This is a genomic window from Micromonospora tarapacensis, assembly GCF_019697375.1.
Taxonomy (GTDB): Bacteria; Actinomycetota; Actinomycetes; order Mycobacteriales; family Micromonosporaceae; genus Micromonospora; species Micromonospora tarapacensis.
On record NZ_JAHCDI010000003.1, the window covers coordinates 444,118 to 462,353 of the forward strand.

At 71.7% G+C, this 18,236-nt stretch carries 15 protein-coding genes and 1 pseudogene; 13 read left to right on the plus strand and 3 right to left on the minus strand.

The features are described 5' to 3' along the window. The first annotated feature begins 17 nt into the window (after positions 1 to 17). From KIF24_RS02955 to KIF24_RS02985, 7 genes are all read left to right on the plus strand, one after another. Positions 18 to 1,268 (plus strand): PP2C family protein-serine/threonine phosphatase, encoded by a 1,251-nt coding sequence (locus KIF24_RS02955; protein ID WP_221082660.1) that lies wholly within the window; start codon positions 18 to 20, stop codon positions 1,266 to 1,268. Further along, on the plus strand, positions 1,265 to 3,034 hold the full coding sequence (locus KIF24_RS02960) for a sensor histidine kinase (RefSeq protein ID WP_221082661.1): 1,770 nt from the start codon (positions 1,265 to 1,267) through the stop codon (positions 3,032 to 3,034). Before KIF24_RS02955 ends, KIF24_RS02960 begins: the two co-directional genes overlap by 4 nt. Next, positions 3,031 to 3,483, plus strand: coding sequence for a response regulator (locus KIF24_RS02965; protein WP_221082662.1), 453 nt, complete (start codon positions 3,031 to 3,033; stop codon positions 3,481 to 3,483). The genes KIF24_RS02960 and KIF24_RS02965 overlap by 4 nt, the downstream gene beginning before the upstream one ends. Continuing rightward, the gene (locus KIF24_RS02970; RefSeq protein ID WP_221082663.1) at positions 3,476 to 4,285 is read left to right on the plus strand and encodes an inositol monophosphatase family protein; all 810 of its coding nucleotides are present in this window, start codon (positions 3,476 to 3,478) and stop codon (positions 4,283 to 4,285) included. The genes KIF24_RS02965 and KIF24_RS02970 overlap by 8 nt, the downstream gene beginning before the upstream one ends. A 294-nt stretch (positions 4,286 to 4,579) precedes the next feature. After that, positions 4,580 to 5,584, plus strand: a complete 1,005-nt coding sequence (locus KIF24_RS02975) for a coiled-coil domain-containing protein (RefSeq protein ID WP_221083145.1) — start codon at positions 4,580 to 4,582, stop codon at positions 5,582 to 5,584. Between the two features lie 36 nt (positions 5,585 to 5,620). Then, the gene (locus tag KIF24_RS02980; RefSeq protein ID WP_221082664.1) at positions 5,621 to 7,174 is read left to right on the plus strand and encodes a fused MFS/spermidine synthase; all 1,554 of its coding nucleotides are present in this window, start codon (positions 5,621 to 5,623) and stop codon (positions 7,172 to 7,174) included. Between the two features lie 70 nt (positions 7,175 to 7,244). Next, positions 7,245 to 8,888 (plus strand): serine/threonine-protein kinase, encoded by a 1,644-nt coding sequence (locus KIF24_RS02985; RefSeq protein ID WP_221082665.1) that lies wholly within the window; start codon positions 7,245 to 7,247, stop codon positions 8,886 to 8,888. 43 nt (positions 8,889 to 8,931) lie between these two features. Here KIF24_RS02985 and KIF24_RS02990 read toward each other — a convergent pair whose 3' ends face one another. Together KIF24_RS02990 and KIF24_RS02995 are read right to left on the minus strand one after the other, a co-directional pair. After that, positions 8,932 to 9,603 (minus strand): potassium channel family protein, encoded by a 672-nt coding sequence (locus KIF24_RS02990; RefSeq protein ID WP_230414828.1) that lies wholly within the window; start codon positions 9,601 to 9,603, stop codon positions 8,932 to 8,934. Next, positions 9,593 to 10,927, minus strand: coding sequence for a TrkH family potassium uptake protein (locus KIF24_RS02995; protein WP_331460993.1), 1,335 nt, complete (start codon positions 10,925 to 10,927; stop codon positions 9,593 to 9,595). Before KIF24_RS02995 ends, KIF24_RS02990 begins: the two co-directional genes overlap by 11 nt. Positions 10,928 to 11,068: 141 nt before the next feature. On the opposite strand from KIF24_RS02995, the gene KIF24_RS03000 reads away from it, so the two are divergent. The 6 genes and pseudogenes from KIF24_RS03000 (at position 11,069) to KIF24_RS03025 (ending at position 17,354) form a co-directional block, all read left to right on the plus strand. After that, positions 11,069 to 12,193: a glycerophosphodiester phosphodiesterase gene (locus tag KIF24_RS03000; RefSeq protein ID WP_221082666.1), complete on the plus strand. Its 1,125-nt coding sequence runs from the start codon at positions 11,069 to 11,071 to the stop codon at positions 12,191 to 12,193. A gap of 416 nt (positions 12,194 to 12,609) precedes the next feature. Next, positions 12,610 to 13,815 (plus strand): substrate-binding domain-containing protein, encoded by a 1,206-nt coding sequence (locus KIF24_RS03005; protein WP_221082667.1) that lies wholly within the window; start codon positions 12,610 to 12,612, stop codon positions 13,813 to 13,815. A 6-nt stretch (positions 13,816 to 13,821) separates the two neighbouring features. Next, positions 13,822 to 14,565: an ABC transporter ATP-binding protein gene (locus KIF24_RS03010; RefSeq protein WP_221082668.1), complete on the plus strand. Its 744-nt coding sequence runs from the start codon at positions 13,822 to 13,824 to the stop codon at positions 14,563 to 14,565. After that, positions 14,565 to 15,284, plus strand: a pseudogene (locus KIF24_RS03015) (ABC transporter ATP-binding protein); the annotation flags it as partial. The gene KIF24_RS03010 and the pseudogene KIF24_RS03015, both read left to right, overlap by 1 nt. Before the next feature lie 52 nt (positions 15,285 to 15,336). After that, a complete protein-coding gene (locus KIF24_RS03020; protein ID WP_221083148.1) occupies positions 15,337 to 16,227 on the plus strand; it encodes a branched-chain amino acid ABC transporter permease in 891 nt (296 codons plus the stop codon). Continuing rightward, positions 16,224 to 17,354 carry a branched-chain amino acid ABC transporter permease gene (locus KIF24_RS03025; protein WP_221083149.1) on the plus strand — a complete coding sequence of 377 codons (1,131 nt, stop codon included), beginning with the start codon at positions 16,224 to 16,226 and terminating at the stop codon, positions 17,352 to 17,354. The genes KIF24_RS03020 and KIF24_RS03025 overlap by 4 nt, the downstream gene beginning before the upstream one ends. Positions 17,355 to 17,408: 54 nt before the next feature. Here KIF24_RS03025 and KIF24_RS03030 read toward each other — a convergent pair whose 3' ends face one another. Next, on the minus strand, positions 17,409 to 18,203 hold the full coding sequence (locus KIF24_RS03030; RefSeq protein ID WP_221082669.1) for a hypothetical protein: 795 nt from the start codon (positions 18,201 to 18,203) through the stop codon (positions 17,409 to 17,411). Between the last annotated feature and the right edge of the window lie 33 nt (positions 18,204 to 18,236).

Here is an 18,236-nt window from a genome sequence, read left to right on the forward strand (position 1 = left end):
TCCCGCCTGTCGCGGCGGTGACCCGGCCGCACCGGGGGACCGGTATGGCCGGTCCCTCCGTGGCGTCCTGGCCCTATCCGCAGGGGGGCCTGGGCAGCAACCCCAATCTGCCGCCCGGCGAGCGGCTGCGGGTGCTGCTGGTGGAGGACGACGAGGGTGACGCGTTCCTCGTCGGCGAGTTGCTGACCGAGACGAACTCGGGGATCGATCTGCTGGTGGCGACCAGCCTGAGCGAGGCCCGCCAGCGGATCGCCGGGGTCGACTGCGTGCTGCTCGACCTGGGCCTGCCCGATGCTCAGGGGCTGGACGGGCTGCGGCAGGTGCTGGAGATGTCCGGCAGCGCGGCGGTCTGCGTGCTGACCGGCCGCTCCGACGAACACCTGGGCATCGTCGCGGTCGCCGAGGGAGCGCAGGACTACCTGGTCAAGGGCCAGGTTGACGGGGTGCTGCTGACCCGGGCGCTGCGTTACGCGGTGGAGCGCAAGCGGGCCGACGAGAACGCCCGACGGCTGCGCGAGGTGGAGCTGCGGCAGGCCGAGTCGGCCCGGTTGGAGCGCGGGCTGCTGCCCCAGCCGCTGATGTCGACCGACCAGATCGCGGTGCACACCTTCTACCGGCCCGGTCGGCACGCCGCGCTGATCGGCGGGGACTTCTACGACGTCGTGCAGACCCATCCCGACCGGGTCGACCTGATCGTCGGCGACGTGTGCGGCCACGGCGTGGACGAGGCGGCGCTCGGCGTCGAGTTGCGGGTGGCCTGGCGGGCACTGATCCTCGCCGGAGTGCCGGACGACGAGGTGCTGCCCGCGCTGGAGCAGGTGCTGATGAGCGAGCGCCGGCTCCAGGAGATCTTCGCGACCGTCGCGACCGTCCGGCTGGACCTCGGTGCCAACCGGGCGACCGTGCGGCTGGCGGGTCACCCGCCACCGGTGCTGCTCGCCGCGGGGCGGGTGACACCGGTGCCGGCCCGAGGTGGCCTGCTGCTCGGCGTACGCCCCCGCCGGCCCATCGCCTTCGACCTGGAGTTCGACACCGATGACTGGTCCCTGTTGATGTACACCGACGGCTTGATCGAGGGCCGGGTGGGCGAGGGCGACGAACGCCTCGACGTGCCCGGCCTGACCGGCCTGCTCAACGAGCCCGCCGGCCGGACGGTGCCGCTGCCCGACCTGCCTGCGTGGCTGGTCGGCCGGGCCGAGCAGCTCAACGACGGCCCGTTCGCCGACGACGTGGCGATGTTGCTGGTCAGTCGCGGTGGTGGCCGGTGACGCCCGTGGGTGCCGGGTGGAGCCTGCGGGGCCGGCTGGCGGTGCTGATCGCGGTGGTCGGGCTGCTGCTGATCGGGGTGGCGGTCGCCGAGGCGGTGGTCGCCACCCGCAATCGGGCCCAGATCGACGCGGTGCTCAACAAGACCGGCCCGCTGCGCGTCAACTCCCAGGAGTTGCTCGCGGTGCTGGTCGACCAGGAGACCGCGATCCGGGGATACGCGCTGACCGGTGACCGGGAGAGCCTCGGCCCGTTCGACGCCGGCCGGCAGCGGGAGCAGGAGCTGGCGGCCTCGACGGATCAACTGCTGGTGAACTATCCAGGGCTGCACGACGAGTTCGAGCTGGTGCAGCTGCGAGCCGAGGAATGGCGGCAGACGGTCGCCCTACCGGTTATCCAGGCCATCGAGGTCGGCGGCGCCAGCGCCGGTCGTGAGCTGTTCACCGACGAGTCACGGCAGCGGTTCGACGAGATCCGGGTCGCCGTCGACGCGCTGCAGAACGGCATCCTCGAACTGCGCGACGAGGCTGCCGCCGACGTACGCGAGACCAGTAACCTGCTGGTGTTACTGCTGATCATGGCGGCGCTCGTGGTGCTGGTCGCCGGGGTGCTGCTGCTCACCTCGCTGGAGCGGATGGTGATCCGCCCGCTGACCAACCTGGCCGGGCAGGTCCGGGACGTCGCGACCGGCGACTACGGCCACGACATCGCCGGCACCGGGCCGCCGGAGTTCCGGCGCCTCGGCGAGGACGTGGACGTCATGCGCCAGAAGATCGCGGCGGAGCTGGCCGAGGTACGCGCGGCGCGTGAGCGGATCGAGTGGGTCAACACCCAGTTGCAGCGGCAGGCCGAGGAGCTGACCCGCTCCAACCGCGACCTGGAGCAGTTCGCCTACGTCGCGTCGCACGACCTACAGGAGCCGCTGCGTAAGGTGGCCAGCTTCTGCCAGTTGCTCCAGCGGCGCTACGCCGGCCGGCTCGACGAGCGGGCCGACCAGTACATCGCGTTCGCGGTGGACGGTGCGCAGCGGATGCAGCGGCTGATCAACGACCTGCTGGCGTTCTCCCGGATCGGCCGGCTCACCGCCGGCTTCGCCGACGTCGACCTGAACGACCTGATGGCGGAGGTCGCGGCGCAGACCGAGCCGGCCCGCCAGTACGCCGACGCCGAGCTGACCTGGGGTGAGCTGCCCGTGATCCGCGGCGAGGAGCCGTTGTTGACCAATCTGCTGGTCAATCTGGTCAGCAACTCGGTGAAGTTCCGCCGGCCCGACGTGCCGCCGAAGGTGCACGTCTCGGCCCGGCTGGTCGGCGAGGACTGGGAGGTCACCTGCCAGGACAACGGCATCGGGATCGAGCCGGAGTTCGCCGACAAGATCTTCGTGATCTTCCAGCGGCTGCACGCCAAGGACGCGTACCCGGGAACCGGGATCGGGTTGGCGATCGTGAAGAAGATCGTGGAATACCACGGTGGCCGGGTCTGGGTGGACACCGACGTGCCCGAGGGTACGGCGATCCGGTTCACGCTGCCCGCGTTGCCGGCCGACATCGAGGCCTCCACGACCGCCACCGGGACGGACGGGCCGGCCGCCGACGTGGCGGGAACGGGCGTCGACGCGGCGGCTGGTCAGGTCGGTGACGCGGCCCCGGCCGGTGACGGTACGGTCGGCGCGGAGGCCGACGGCGGATCGGCGGAGCGTCCCGCGGCGGGCGCTGGCCTTTCGCCGGGCGGCACTGGACGAGATGGCATGAAGGAGGCGGTGGGATGACCGCGCCTGAGGACGGCAACAGCCCGATAGAGGTGCTGTTGGTCGAGGACGACCCGGGTGACGTGCTGATGACTCAGGAGGCGTTCGAGGAACACAAGCTGCGCAACCGGCTGAACGTGGTGTCCGACGGTGCCGAGGCGCTGGCCTACCTGCGCCGCGAGGGGCGGTACGCGGACGCCGTGCTGCCGGACCTGATCCTGCTCGACCTGAACCTGCCCCGCCGGGACGGCCGGGAGGTGCTGGAGGAGATCAAGCGGGACGAGGCGCTCCGCCGGATTCCGGTGGTGGTGCTGACCACCTCCCAGGCCGACGAGGACATCCTGCGCAGCTACCAGCTGCACGCCAACGCGTACGTGGCCAAGCCGGTGGACTTCGAGCAGTTCATCTCGGTGGTCCGGCAGATCGACGAGTTCTTCGTCAGCGTGGTGAAGCTGCCGCCGCGTGGTTGACACCCTGCTCGACGATGTCGCCGGGCTGTTGCGGGAGACCGCCGACCGAGTCGTGCTGCCGTTGTTCCGCCACCTCGGTGACGCCGACGTGTCCGAGAAGGCCCCCGGTGAGCTGGTCACCGTGGCCGACCGCCGGGCGGAGGAAGCGATCACGGCCGGGTTGCTCCGGTTGCGACCGGGTTCGGTGGTCGTCGGTGAGGAGGCGGTGGCGGACGACCCGGCGCTGCTGCGTCACCTGCGTTCCGCCGGTGACGTGTGGCTGGTCGATCCGGTCGACGGCACCGCCAACTTCGCGGCGGGGCGACGCCCGTTCGCGCTGATGGTCTCCCTGCTCACCGACGGTGAACCGGCGGCCGGCTGGGTGTTCGACCCGCTGGCCGACGCGTTGGCCAGCGCCCGCAGTGGCGAGGGTGCGTACCTGGACGGGCATCCGCTGCGCCTGCCGGTCGCGGGGCCGCCGGTGGGTGAGCTGCGGGGTGCCGCGATGACCAGGTTCCTGCCGGGACGCTCGCGGCGCACGGTCGAGGCGGGCGGCGCGCGGATCGGTGAGCTGCTGCCGGGCCTGCACTGTGCCGGCCGGGAATATCTCGACGTGCTCACCGGCCAGCAGCAGTTCGTGCTCTTCTGGCGCACCCTGCCGTGGGATCACGGCCCGGGCACGCTGCTGGTGCAGGCCGCCGGCGGGGTGGCCCGCCGACTCGACGGCAAGGACTACCACCCCGCCGACACGGAGCACGGCCTGCTGGTCGCCGTCAACGACGAGGTCTGGACCGAGGTCCACCAGGCCCTCCTCCCCGCCTGACCAACTCCACCCCGCACCCTGTCGATCGTGAGGTCGGCGGCGGAGCCGGAGATCGAAGTCGCCGCCAATCTCATGATCAACCTCGTGTTGGGTGCGGAGGGTGAGTGCGGGGTTGCGGTGGGGTGATGGTCGATGGCCGGTGGGGGTCGGGGGACTGGTGGTCGGGGGTGGTTCCGGTATTCTGACCGGCGGCCTTCCGCCAGCAGGCCGCCGACCGGCGCCGGCGGGGCCGCCGCCGCGCAGCGCATCACCGGGGCCGGCGGCCGACGAAAGGATGCTTTCGTGCGCAGGTCCATGCCCATCCGGCGGCGGGTTCACCGGCCGCTGATCGCCCTGCTCGCCGCCGTGGCGTTGTTGCTCGGCGGCGGTGCGGTGCCGGCGTACGCCGAACCCGACGAGGGCGGCAGCAAGAAGCTGCGCGATGCCCTGGAGGCGACCGCCAAATCGCACATCGAAGCCAAGCGCAAGCTCGACGGTTCCAAGAAGCGGCAGAAGCAGATGGCCGCCGAGCTGGCCGGGCTGGAGGATCGGCTGGTCGAGCTGACCGCCATGGTCGGCGAGGTGGCCGCGCAGTCGTACCGGGTCGGCCGGCTGAGCCCGGCGGCCGTGCTGCTGGACAGCACCACCCCGGAGGCGTTCGTGCAGCGGGCCGCCAACCTCGACATGATGGCCCAGCGCGACGGGCGGCGGGTGCGGGAGCTGAGCGAGGCGCACGAGCAGGCCCGGCAGGCCAAGTTGGCGATCAACGCCGAGGTGCGCGAGCAGACCAAGCAGCTCGCCGTGATGGCGAAGAAGAAGAAGGAGGCCGAGGCGGCCCTGGCGGCGGTCAGCTCGGGCAGCAGTGGCGGCTTCAGCGGCGGCAGTTCCGCCTCGGCGAAGCCGGCGCCGCGCAACTCCGACGGCTCCTGGCCGGGCGAGTCCTGCTCGGTGAACGACCCGACCACGTCGGGCTGCATCACGCCGCGCACCCTGCACGCGTTGAAGCAGACCCAGGCCGCGGGGTACAAGCGCCACGTCTCCTGTTACCGCAGTGGTGGCTCGGGTGAGCACCCCAAGGGCCGGGCCTGCGACTTCGCCGCCGCGACGAACGGGTTCGAGGACCGCACGGCGACCGGCGGTGACAAGTCGTACGGTGACAGTCTGGCCGCCTGGCACGTCCGCAACGCCGATCGGCTCGGTGTGCTCTACGTGATCTGGTTCCGGCAGATCTGGCATCCGGGCACCGGCTGGCGGGCGTACGGCGGAAGCGGCAGCCCGGCCGCCGACCACACGAACCATGTTCATCTCTCGATGTACTGACCCGCCGTCCCGGGACGGCTGCGTACCATCGCCACGATGAACTCTCCATCGCCTGAGGTGGCCGTCCCACCCGCGCCGCCCCAACTGGCGACGGCCCGGGCCCTGCCCAACGGGCTCGCCGCGTTCCTGGTCTTCTACTCCAGCGGTGCGGTGCTGGTCCTGGAGACCGCCGCGCTACGCCTCGTCGGGCCGTACGTGGGGGTCACCCTCCAGGTGACCAGCTCCGTCATCGGCATCGCGCTGGCGGCCATCGCGTACGGGGCGTGGGCGGGCGGCTGGCTGGCCGACCGACGCAACCCGCGCACCATGCTGGCGCCCGCGCTGGTGCTGTCCGGCATCGCCACCGCGATCACCTTGCCGGCGGTGCGGTACGCCGGTGAGGTGCTGCGGGGCGGTGCGACAAGTGCCATCCTGCTGCTGGTCGCGGTCGCCGTGTTCGCACCCGCGATGCTGCTCTCCGCGGTCACCCCGCTGGTGGTCAAGCTCCAACTCGCCGACCTGCGCCGCACCGGCCAGGTGGTCGGCCGGCTCTCCGGCATCGGCACGCTGGGCGCCGTCACGGCCACCCTGGTCACCGGGTTCGTGCTGGTCGCCGCCCTGCCCAGCACGGTCATCCTGTTCGGGCTCGCCGCCTCGCTCGGCATCGTCGGCATCGCCCTTGGGGTGTACCTGCACCGGCAGGACCGGGCCGCGTTGCCCGGCCCGGGGCGGCTCAAGGCCGCTCTGGCGGTGCTCGGCCTCGCCGGCGCCGGGTTGACCATGGTCGCCCCGAATCCCTGTGACGTCGAGACGGCGTACCACTGCGCCCGGGTCGAGGCTGATCCCGGCCGGACGAGTGGGCGGACGCTGCTGCTCAACTCGGCCCAGCACTCGTACGTCGACCTGGCCGACCCGACCCACCTGGAGTACGCCTACACCCGGTGGATCGGCGCGGTGGCCGACGTGGTCGCCCCACCCGGCCAGCGGCTCGACGCGCTGCACCTGGGCGGCGGCGGGTTCACCGTGCCGCGGTACCTGACCGCCACCCGGCCCGGCACCGACAACCTGGTCTTCGAGATCGACGGTGGGCTGGTCGAGCTGGGGGAGCAGCGGCTCGGCGTCCGCCAGGGGCCGGACCTGCGGGCGGTGGTGGGTGACGCCCGCCTGCTGGTGGCCGCGGAGCCGACGGACAGTCGGGACTACGTGGTGGGTGACGCCTTCGGACACCTGGTGGTGCCCTGGCACCTGGCCACCCGGGAGATGGCCGCCGAGATCCGGCGGGTCACCCGGCCGGGCGGGGTGTACGTGCAGAACGTCATCGACTACCCGCCGCTGCGGTTCGTCCGCAGCGAGGTGGCCACCGTCGCCGCCGAGTTCGGGCACGTCGCGTTGATCGCCCCGCCGGAGGCGCTGGCGGGCGAGCGCGGCGCCAACTTCCTCATCGTGGCCTCCGACGCGCCGCTGCCGCTGGCTGCCGTGCGGGCCCGGCTGGACGCGGGCAACGAGCCGGCCAGCCTGCTCAGCGGCGGTGACCTGGCGGACTTCGTCGGCGAGGCGCTGGTGCTGACCGACGACTACGCCCCGGTGGACCAACTACTCGCCACCGCCTGATCGGGTGACCCGCTGACCGAATCCGACCAGAAAGGTGTAGGCGGCCCCGCGTCGGGCAACAACGCCGACCATGAGTGGTGGGGTACGCAGGGGTGCGCAACTGCTCGGTGAGCGGTACCGGCTCATCGAGCAGGTCGGTGCGGGCGGCATGTCGGTGGTCTGGCGCGGCTACGACGAGGTGCTCGGCCGGCAGGTCGCGGTGAAGGTTCTCGCCGCCCGGCTGGCCAGCGACCGGGCGTTCCGGCACCGGATCCGGATCGAGGCCCAGGCCGCCGCCCGGCTCTGCCACCCCAACATCACGAACGTGTACGACTACGGCGAGTCCGAACCGGTCGGGCTGACCGTGCCGTACGTGGTGATGGAGCTGATCGACGGCGGCCCGCTGACCGCGCGACTGGCCCGCGACGGGCACCTGCCCTGGCGGGAGGCGGTGACGGTGGCCGCCGAGGTCGCCTCCGCGTTGGCCACCGCGCACGCCCGGGGGGTGGTGCACCGCGATGTCACACCCGGCAACGTGATGTTGACCCCGACCGGGGTGAAGATGGTCGACTTCGGCATCTCGGCGCTGGTCGGGGAGAGCGAGAAGGGCCTGGACGGCGCCCTGCTCGGCACTCCCGCCTACCTCGCCCCCGAGCGGCTCGACAACGGGCAGGTCAGCCCGGCCACCGACGTCTACGCGGTCGGGCTGCTGCTGTACCGGATGCTCACCGGGCGGCTGCCCTGGCAGGCCGACACCACCACGCAGATGCTGCGGGCGCACATGTACCGCGAACCGGAGCCGATGCCGCCGGTGCCCGGGCTGCCGACCGGCGTCGTCGAGCTGGTCCGCCGCTGTCTGGCGAAGCGGCCGACGGACCGACCGGCCACCGCCGAGCTGGCCCGGACCCTCGCCGTGGCGGCCGGAAAGGTGCCGGTGCCCTCCGCTGCCGCCGTCGCCGAGCCGATGGCCCTGGCCGGCGCCGACACCACGATCCTGCCCTGGTCCGCGGCGACCGGCGCGCTGCCGCTGGTCGGCCTGCGAACCCGTCGCGCGTTGGCTCGGCGACGCCGGGTCGAGGCGGTGGCGGCCGCGGGCGTGTTGATGGCCGTCACGGCGGTGGTGTGGGGCGTCACCTCGCACACCCCGGCCAGCGGCGGAATCGACCAGCCGGCCGAGGCCCGGATCGGCGCCGAGCGGCGGATTCCCTGCCAGGTCACGTACGCCTTGCGGAAGGACTCCGGCAAGGACTTCACGGCCGAGCTGAGCCTGACCAACACCGACGACCGGGAACTGCGCGACTGGACGATGAGCTTCGCGTTCCCCGGGCAGCAGGAGGTGACCGGCGCGACACCGGCGGCGGTACGCCAGCAGGGCCGGGCGGTGGCCGTACAGGCGGCCCCCGAGCGGCCCGCCCTCGCATCGGGTGCCACCGAGAAACTGAGCCTGACCGGGCGCTACACCGGGACGAACCCGCTGCCGGTGGAGTTCCGGGTGGGTGGTGCACTGTGCGGGGTGCAGGTCTCGGGCGTGGCCGGCACCGCGCCGACCACCAAGCCGGCGCCCACCAAGACGGTGAAGGCGGCGGCCGGGAAGGCCGGCTCCGGCGGGGCCAGACCGAAGCCGGGCGGTGACAAGAAGAAGCCGGCGGCGACGAAGGCCGAGGCGGACAAGGGCAAGCCGGACAAGGGCCAGCCCAAGCCGGCGAAGCCCGGCAAGGGCCGGGGCGGGAAGTAGCCGGCCACCGCGCCGGCCACGCGGCCTCGGCTGTCCGGCCGGCTCAGGACAGCGCGGAGAAGCGCTGGACCTGCTCGATGGTCCCCTCGACGATGAGCGTGCCGTCCCGGGCGAGTTCCAGGGCGTCGGAGACATAGCGGAACTGCTTCTCGCCGGGTGGCCTGATCCCGATCACCCGGACGCCGTAGCGGTCCAGCAGTTCCACCTCGCTGGTGGCGTGGTCGACCAGCGCCTCGGGCACCCGGATCTTCGCCACGGCGAAGGCGTCGCCGAACTCCGCGAAGTCGAGCATCCGGCTGACGATCAGGTGCGCCAGCCGCTCGCCGGTCTCCGCCTCGGGGAAGATCACCCGGTGGGCGCCGACCGAGGACAGGATCTTCGCGTGCTGCGCCGACGTGGCCCGTGCCCAGATCTGCGGCACGCCGAGTTCCGCCAGCGCGAGCACGGTCAGCACGCTGGCCTCCACCGAGGCGCCGATGGCCACCACCACTCGCCGCAGGTCGGCCAGGCCGAGCTGGCGCAGGGCCTCCTGGTCGGTGGAGTCGGCCTGCGCCACCTGGTCGAGCGTGGCCGACCACCGCTGCACCTGCTGCGCGTTGTGGTCGACGGCCAGCACCTCGCGGCCGAGCGCGGCGAGCGAGCCGGCCAGGTGGCAGCCGAACCGGCCGAGACCGATCACGGCGATGCCGCCGCCGTCCGGATTTCTATCCGACAATGGGTTGCTCCTCTGGATAGCGGTAGAGCCGGCGCCGGGTGTTCAGGGCGATCGCCGAGCCGAAGGTGAGCGGCCCGACCCGGCCGATGTACATCAGGACCGTCAGCAGGACCTGGCCCCCGTCGGACAGCGACGAGACGACGCCGACCGAGAGCCCGGTGGTGCTGAACGCCGAGGTGACCTCGAAGAGTGCCCGGTCGAACGGGAGGTCCTTGGTCATCGCGATCAGTGCGGTGGTGCCCCCGGCCACGATGGCGACGCTGAGCAGCGCCACGGTGAGTGCCTGCCGCTGGCTGGACGTGGCGACCCGGCGTCGCCCGACGGTGACGTCCGGCTCGCCGCGGATCTCCGCCCAGATGACGAAGGCGAGCAGGAAGAAGGTGGAGACCTTGATGCCGCCGGCCGTGCTCGCGCTGCCACCGCCGATGAACATCAACCCGATCAGCAGCGGATAGCTCTCCTCGCGGAGCGCATCGGTGGGCACCACCTCGAAGCCGCCCGTGCGGGCCAGCGCGATCTGGGTGAACGAGGCGACCACCTTGCCCGGCGCGTCGTACTGGCCGACGGTCCACGGGTTGGCCCACTCGGTGCCCAGGAACACGACGGTTCCGACGCCGACCAGGGCGAGGCTGCCCCAGATGGTCAACTTGGTGGCGACCGTCCACCGGGCCGGCCGCCGCCACTCCCGGGCCGCCTCGAACAGGGCCGGGAAGCCCAGACCGCCGACGATCGCACCGAGACCCAGCGGCAGGCTGACCCACGGGTCACGGGCGAAGGCCAGCAGCCCGTCGGAGTAGAGCGAGAAGCCGGAGTTGTTGAACGCCTGCACGGAGTGGAACGCCGCCGCCCACAGCGCCTGCCAGAACGGGTAGTCGTAGGCCAGCCAGAGCCGGCCGGTCAGCACGGCGGTCATCGCCGCCTCGCAGGCGAACACCGTCGCGGCGATGTGCAGCAGCAGGCGGCGTACGTCGCCGAGCCCGTACTCCGCGGTCTCCGCCTGCACCAGCAGCCGGTTGTGCAGGCCGAGCCGCCGGGACACGGTCAGGATCACCAGCGCGGCACCGGTCAGGATGCCGAGCCCGCCGAGCTGGGTGAGGACGGTGATCAGCGTCAGGCCGGAGCCGGACCAGTAGTTGGGTGTGTCGGTGACGGTCAGGCCGGTGACCGAGACCGCCGAGGTCGCGGTGAACAACGCCGTCAGGAACGGGGTGTGCTGGTAGTCGACGGTCATCGGGCGCAGCATCAGCAGGCCGGTGCTGAGCAGAATAGTCACCAGGAAGATCAGCGGCACCAGCCGCACCGGGTGACGAAGGAACCGACGCACCAGCCAATCTTCCGGTTTCACCCGATTCGTGGGGTGTGGAATTGGAATCCCGAGGATTCACCGGGTGGTCAGATGTGGACCAACTGGCGGTCAGGGCGGCGGGGTCTGCTGGTTCGACCCCACCACCCGAAGGAGACCCCGTTGCGACGTACCCTTTCCGCCCTCGGTGTGTCGGTGGCCCTGCTCGCCACCGCCGCCGTGGTCACGCCCATGGTCGCCGCGGCGAAGCCCGCGGGCGACGCGGACCCGGCCCGGGTGGGCGACCAGCCCATCGTGATCGGCCACCGGGGCGCCAGCGGCTACCGGCCGGAGCACACCCTGGAGGCGTACCGGCTGGCGATCCGGATGGGCGCCGACTATATCGAACCGGACCTGGTCGCCACCGCCGACGGCGTGCTGGTCGCCCGGCACGAGAACGAGATCAGCGGTACGACCGACGTGGCGGCCCGGCCCGAGTTCGCCGGCCGGCGGGCGACGAAGACCATCGACGGCGGGTCGGTGACCGGCTGGTTCACCGAGGATTTCACCCTCGCCGAGCTGCGGACGCTGCGGGCCAAGGAGCGGCTGCCGCAGGTACGCGTGACCAACACCGCCTTCGACGGACAGTTCCAGGTGCCCACCTTCCAGGAGGTGATCGACCTGGCCCGGGTCGAGGGGAAGGCGCGCGGCCGGGTGATCGGTGTCTACCCGGAGACCAAGCACCCGACCTACTTCGCCTCGATCGGCCTGCCGCTGGAGGAGCCGCTGGTCGAGGTGCTGCGCCGCAACAAGATGACCAGGCGGAACGCTCCGGTGATCATCCAGTCCTTCGAGACGGCCAATCTGCGGCGGCTGGACCGGATGGTCGACGTACGGCTGGCGCAACTGCTCAACGCCGCCGGCCGTCCGTACGACTTCACCGTGGCGGGTGACACCCGCACCTACCGCGACCTGGCCACCCCCGCCGGCCTGCGATGGATTTCCCGCTATGCCGACGGCATCGGGGTGCACAAGGACCTGATCGTGCCCCGGAACTCCGCCGGTGGCCTGCTCGCCCCGACCACCCTGGTCAGGGACGCGCACCGGGAGAAGCTGGTCGTGCACGCCTGGACCTTCCGGGCCGAGAACCAGTTCCTCCCGGTCGACTTCCGCATCGGCACCGACCCGAACGCCCGCGGCGACATCCAGTCCGAGTACGAGCTGTTCTACCGCCTCGGCCTCGACGGCGTCTTCACCGACCACCCGGACACCGCCGTCGCCGCCCGCGCCGCCCTGCCCCGCCGCTGACCCACCGCCATTACCTGCACTGATCGGCCCGCCGCCCACCCCGGTCGGCGGGCCCCCCACCCCGTTACCGCTCTGCCCTGCCCCCGCAACTTCGGGGGATGTTGCTGCCTCCGCTACCGGTCGACCCAGCAATATCCGGGAAGTTGCCGACGGCCCGACATGCCGCAACCCGGCCCCGCCTGACCCGCCGCAGCGGGCCGGCCCGTGGCGGGGAGCGACACATGGTGGCCTGGCATCGTGGCAGCGGTGCCCATCGCCGCGCCGGGCCGTCACTGCGTGGTTATCGATGTTGTAACCGAGGGCCATCCCACCCCGGTTACTTGTGTGTTTCCGCCACATAGCCCGTGGGTGACGTCACTTCTAGCGTGAGCCGACACATAAGGTTTCCTCCCTCTGAGTCCTCACGTGGAGTCGCAATGACGGTCCGGACGACGCGGCGGGTGTTCCTCTCCGCCGCCACGATGATGGCCGCGGCGATCGCCGCCACGGCCTGTGGCAGCCCCCAGGACACCGCCAGCGGCGGCGGCGACAGCGCCGCGCCGGTGAAGGTTGGTCTGGTCTACTCCCAGTCGGGAGCGCTGGCCAGCTATGGAAAGCAGTACATCGAAGGGTTCAGGGCCGGCCTGGACTTCGCCACCGGCGGCACCAACAAGGTGGGCGACCGGGCGATCGAGGTCACCGAGGTCGACGACGCCGGTGACCCGGCGAAGGCGGTCTCGGCGGCCAAGGACCTGATCGGCAAGGGCAACAAGATCATCGCTGGCTCGACGGCGTCGGGCGTGGCGCTTCAGGTAGCCCCGATCGCCGCCCAGAACAAGGTCCTGTTCATCTCCGGGCCGGCCGCCACGGACGCGGTGACCGGCGCGAACAAGTACACGTTCCGCTCTGGTCGACAGTCGTACCAGGACGTGGTGACCGCGAAGTCGTTCATCGGCGACCCGGCCGGCAAGAAGGTCGTGGTCTTCGCGCAGGACGGCGCCTTCGGCGACGCCAACGAGGCGGCCGTCAAGGCCGTCATCGGCGGGGCCGGAGCGAGCGTCAGCGCCGTCCGGGCGCCGGCCAGCGCGACCGAGTTCACCCCGTTCGCCAGCCAGATCAAGTCCGCCAAGCCGGACCTGCTCTTCGTGGCCTGGGCCGGCACCACCGCCCCGGCCATGTGGCAGACCCTGGACCAGCAGGGCGTGCTCACCTCCACCACGGTCGTCACCGGCCTCGACATCCGCGCCTCCTGGCCCACCTTCGGCGCGGCCGGCAGCAAGATCTCCTTCCTATCGCACTACTTCGACGGGGCCAGCGACACCGAGGCGGCCAAGGCCGCGAAGGCGAAGATCCCCGGTGGCATGCTCGACCTGTTCCACCCGGACGGCTTCGCCGCCGCGCAGATGGTGGTCCGCGCCGTGCAGGAGGGCGGCGACGACGTCGAGAAGATGATCACCGCGCTGGAGGGCTGGAGCTTCGAGGGTGTGAAGGGCACCATGACCATCCGCGCCGAGGACCACGCCCTGCTCCAGCCGATGTATCAGGCGAACCTGACCGGCAGCGGCGACACCTTCACCGCGACCGCCCAGAAGGCGCTCACCGGTGACGAGACCGCCCCGCCGGTCCAGGCGATGAAGGGCTGACCCACGATGCTCGCCACCCGCGGTCTGACCTGGCGGATCGGTGAGGTCGCCATCGTCGACTCCGTCTACCTCGACCTGGCGCCGGGAGAGTTCCTCGGCGTCATCGGGCCCAACGGCGCCGGCAAGACCTCACTGTTCAACCTGATCACCGGTCTGCGCCGGCCCACCGAGGGCCGGGTCACGCTGGACGGGCAGGACATCTCCACCCTGCCGCCGTACCAGCGGGCCCGCCTCGGGCTGGGCCGCACCTTCCAGGCGTCCTCGGTCTTCGGCTCGCTCACCGTGCGGGAGAACGTCCGGCTCGCCGTGCAGGCGCACCGCGGGGGCTCGATGAAGCTGTGGCGGCGGGCGGCGGCCGACCGGGAGGTCGCCGCCGCCGCCGACGCGGCGCTGGACCGGGTGGGCCTGGCGCACCGGGGCGACGCGCTGGCCGGCACCCTCGCCCACGGCGAGAAACGCAAGCTGGAGATCGCCCTGCTGCTCGCCGGCGAGCCGCGGGTGATGCTGCTCGACGAGCCGATGGCCGGGGTCAGCGCCGAGGACGTGCCGGAGCTGGTTCAGGTCATCCGGTCGCTGACCGGTGACAGCGGCCGGGCCGTGCTGATGGTGGAGCACCACATGGACGTGATCCTGGAACTGGCCGACCGGATCGCCGTGATGCACCACGGCGCGCTGCTGGCCTGTGACACCCCGGAGACGGTGATGGCCAACCCGACCGTGCAAGAGGCATACCTCGGGGAGTCGCTCTGATGGAGCCGATCTTGAGTGTGGAGGATCTGTCGGTCCGGATCGCCGGGCTGCACATCCTCCAAGGAGTGTCGTTCACGGTGGCCCCGACCGGCGTCACCGTGCTGCTCGGCCGCAACGGCGTCGGCAAGACCACCACGCTGCGCGCCGTCGTCGGGCTGACGCCCCGCAACGGCGAGGCGCGCGGCACCGTCCGGATGGGGGCACAGACCCTGCTGTCCCAGCAGACCCACCGGCTGGTCCGCGGCGGGCTCGGCTACGTGCCGGAGGACCGGTGCGTCTTCGCCGGGCTCACCGTCGCGGAGAACCTGCGGCTCGCCGAGCGGCGCGGCACCACCCCGGCGTACGACCGGGTGTTCGCGCTCTTCCCGGAGCTGGATCGGCGCTCCCGGCAACGGGCCGGGTCACTGTCCGGCGGGCAGCAGCAGATGCTCGCCATCGGGCGGGTGCTGCTCAACGACAACCGGCTGCTGCTGGTCGACGAGCCGACCAAGGGGTTGGCGCCGAAGGTGGTGACCGAGGTGGCCGAGGTGCTGGAGCGGGTGGCGGAATCCGTACCGGTGCTGCTGGTGGAGCAGAACCTGGCCGTGGTGCGGCGGCTGGCCCGCGACGCGGTGGTGCTGGCCGCCGGCAAGGTCGCCTGGACCGGTGACGCCAGGGAGTTGCTGCTGGAGACCGCGCTGACCAAGTCGTTGCTGGGCGTCGGCTCCGCGGACGGGCACCACCCGCGGCACGGCCGGCCGCGCCGGGCGTGGCCGGGAAGGGTGGCCGGTGATGGACGCGGTCATCCTGTTGACGTTGACCGGGCTCGGTCTGGCGGCGCTCTACTTCCTGGTCGCCTCCGGCCTGTCGCTGGTCTTCGGCCTGGCCGACGTGCTCAACTTCGCGCACGGCCTCTTCCTCGGCGTCGGGGCGTACGCCACCTGGTGGGCGGCGGGGAACCTGCCCGGCGCCGGAGCGGACGGCTTCGGGTTCGTGGTCGCGGTCGCCTTCGGGGTGGCCGCCGGCACCCTGGTGGCGGTGCTGGTCGAGCTGGTGCTGATCCGCCCGCTCTACTCCCGCACCATCGAGCAGGTGCTGGTCACCGTCGGCCTCTCGCTGGCCGGGGTGGCTCTGTTGCAGGCCACCTGGGGTGCGGACGCCCGACCCTTCCCGCGCCCGGAGTGGACCCGTCAGGTGACGTCGATCCTCGGTGCGCAGGTGCCCAACGGGGGGCTCCTGCTCATCGTCGCCGCGACGCTGGTGCTCGGCGCGATCCTCGCCTTCCTGCGCTGGACCCGTTACGGCCTGATCATCCGGGCCGGGGTGGAGAACCGGGAGATGGTCACCGCGCTCGGCATCGACGTACGCAAGGCGTTCACCCTGGTCTTCGCCATCGGCGGTGCCGCGGCGGCGTTGGCCGGCGCGCTGGGCAGCGTCTACTTCGGCACCGTCTCTCCCCAGCAGGGCGGCTCGCTGCTGATCTTCGCGTTCATCGTGGTGGTCATCGGCGGCATGGGTTCGGTCGTCGGGTCCGCGTACGCGGCGGTCGCGGTCGGGCTGCTGCAACAGTTCGTGAACTACTACGGCACCTCCGGGCTGGGCGACATCTGCGTGGTGGCGCTGCTGGCCGTGGTGCTGCTGCTGCGCCCGCAGGGCATCGCCGGAAAGGTGGCTACGGCATGACCGAGGTCAAGTCCCCCGAGGTTCCGGCGCCGTCCGCGGCGGTGCCGTCGGAACTGACACCCGAGCCGAACCGGTGGTCCCGGGTGCGCCCGTTCCTGCCGCTGGCCGTGCTGGCGGTGGCGCTGATCCTGCCGTACTCGACGCTGCACCTGCCGGGCATCTTCGAAGGGGCGCTGAACTCGCCCGGCACCCTGCAACTGCTCGCCGTCTGCCTGGTCTTCGGCGGCCTGGCGGCCGGGTACGACCTGCTGTTCGGGCGGACCGGGATGCTCTCCTTCGGGCATGCCCTCTACTTCGCCGCCGGTGTCTACGGCACCGACATCCTGATCACCCGGGCCGGGTTGCCACTGTGGCAGGCCGCGCCGCTGGCCATCGTCGGCGGGGCGATCCTCGCCGGTCTGCTCGGCGCGGTGGCGCTGCGTACGGTCGGCATCGCCTTCGCCATGGTGACGTTGGCCTTCGCCCAGGTCGGAGCGATCCTGGTGGCACGTGACTTCGGTGGGCTCACCGGCGGTGAGGAGGGACTGCCGCTGGACGTCGCCGGGCTGCCGGACGCGCTGGTCGGGGTCACCAACACGGTCAACCTGTACTGGCTGGCGCTGGCGTACCTGGTCGTGGTGGTCTTCGTGGTGCACCGGGTCAGCGGCTCGCCGACCGGGCGGGTCCTGGCCGGGCTGCGCGACGACGAGCGGCGCATCGGCGTGCTCGGGCTGGATCCGTACCGCTTCAAGCTGGTCGCCTTCACCCTGGCCGGCGGCCTGGCGGCGGCCGGCGGAGCGGTCTACTGCCTGATCGTCGGCGGTGCCTCGCCGCACATCACCAGCAGTGAGCTGACCCTGTCGCTGCTGGTGATGGTGGTGCTCGGCGGGCCCGGCACGCGCTGGGGCCCGGTGCTCGGCGGCATCCTCTACATGTACCTGGACCACCGCCTGGTCTCCTTCGGCAGCTCCGACGCGGTGGACGCGCTGCCGGCGTTCCTGAGCCGGCCGCTGTCCCAGCCGCTGTTCGTCCTCGGCACCGTCTTCATCCTGGCCGTCTACTTCTTCCCCGGCGGCCTGGCCAGCCTCGCCCCCCGCCTCGCTCTGCTCCGCAACTCGGTGCGCCCGGGCACCCGGCGAGAACGCTGACCGGGAAGTGGCCACCCCCACCCTTCTTGATCAACGGGGGTGGGGGTGTGGCGGTCAGCCGTTGAGCAGGTCGTAGGCCGCGGCGGGGGCCTGCTGTGCCGTGTCGCCGGTGAACGCGACGACCTCGGGTGCGCTGCCGAAGTCGAAGTACTCGACGACGTACTCGGATGCCTTCTGCTTGCCGGCCGCCGGGATCTCCAGCGTCAGCGAGGTGAGGTTGCCGTCCGCGCCGACGACGGCGGTGAGCGGGAGCTGCCCGGCGGCGTCGTCGAGGGCGGCCAGGCCCTCCAGGATGTCGGCCAGCTCCGGCACGGCGGAGAGATCGACCGCACCGGCGTACGTCCCGGGCTCGCCGGTCTGGACCTCCGTGGCAGCCTGGATGATCGCTTCGGCGTTGCCCGGGTCGGTGCCCTCGTAGGCGGGCAACGAGTCCGGCCCCTCGACCTTCGTCGGATCCAGTTCCATCCACTTGGTGGGCAGCTTCATCAGCTTCTGGATGTCCTTGGCGCCCTTGAAGTTCACCCTCATCCAGGTGCGCGTCTCGACCATCCGGAAGGACATCTCCAGGGTGAAGTCCTTGTCCTTGGTGACGGTGTCGATGTCCATGCCCTGGTTCGCCGGGTCGACCACGCCGGAGACGTCCCCCGCGGCGTCGCTGGTGGTGAACCGGAAGGCCGGGTCCTGCTCGTCCGGCACGGCCGCCAGCAGTTCCTGCTTCGGGTCGGGCGGTGGCGCCGCCTCGGGAGTGGCCTTGTCGTCACAGCCGGCCACCAGGGTCGCGGCCAGCAGGGCGACGGCCGTGGCCGCGATACGCCGGGTCGTGGCGGTGGTGCCGGTTCGCTGAGTCATCTCGTCTCTCTCTCGCGGATCGAACGGAATCGT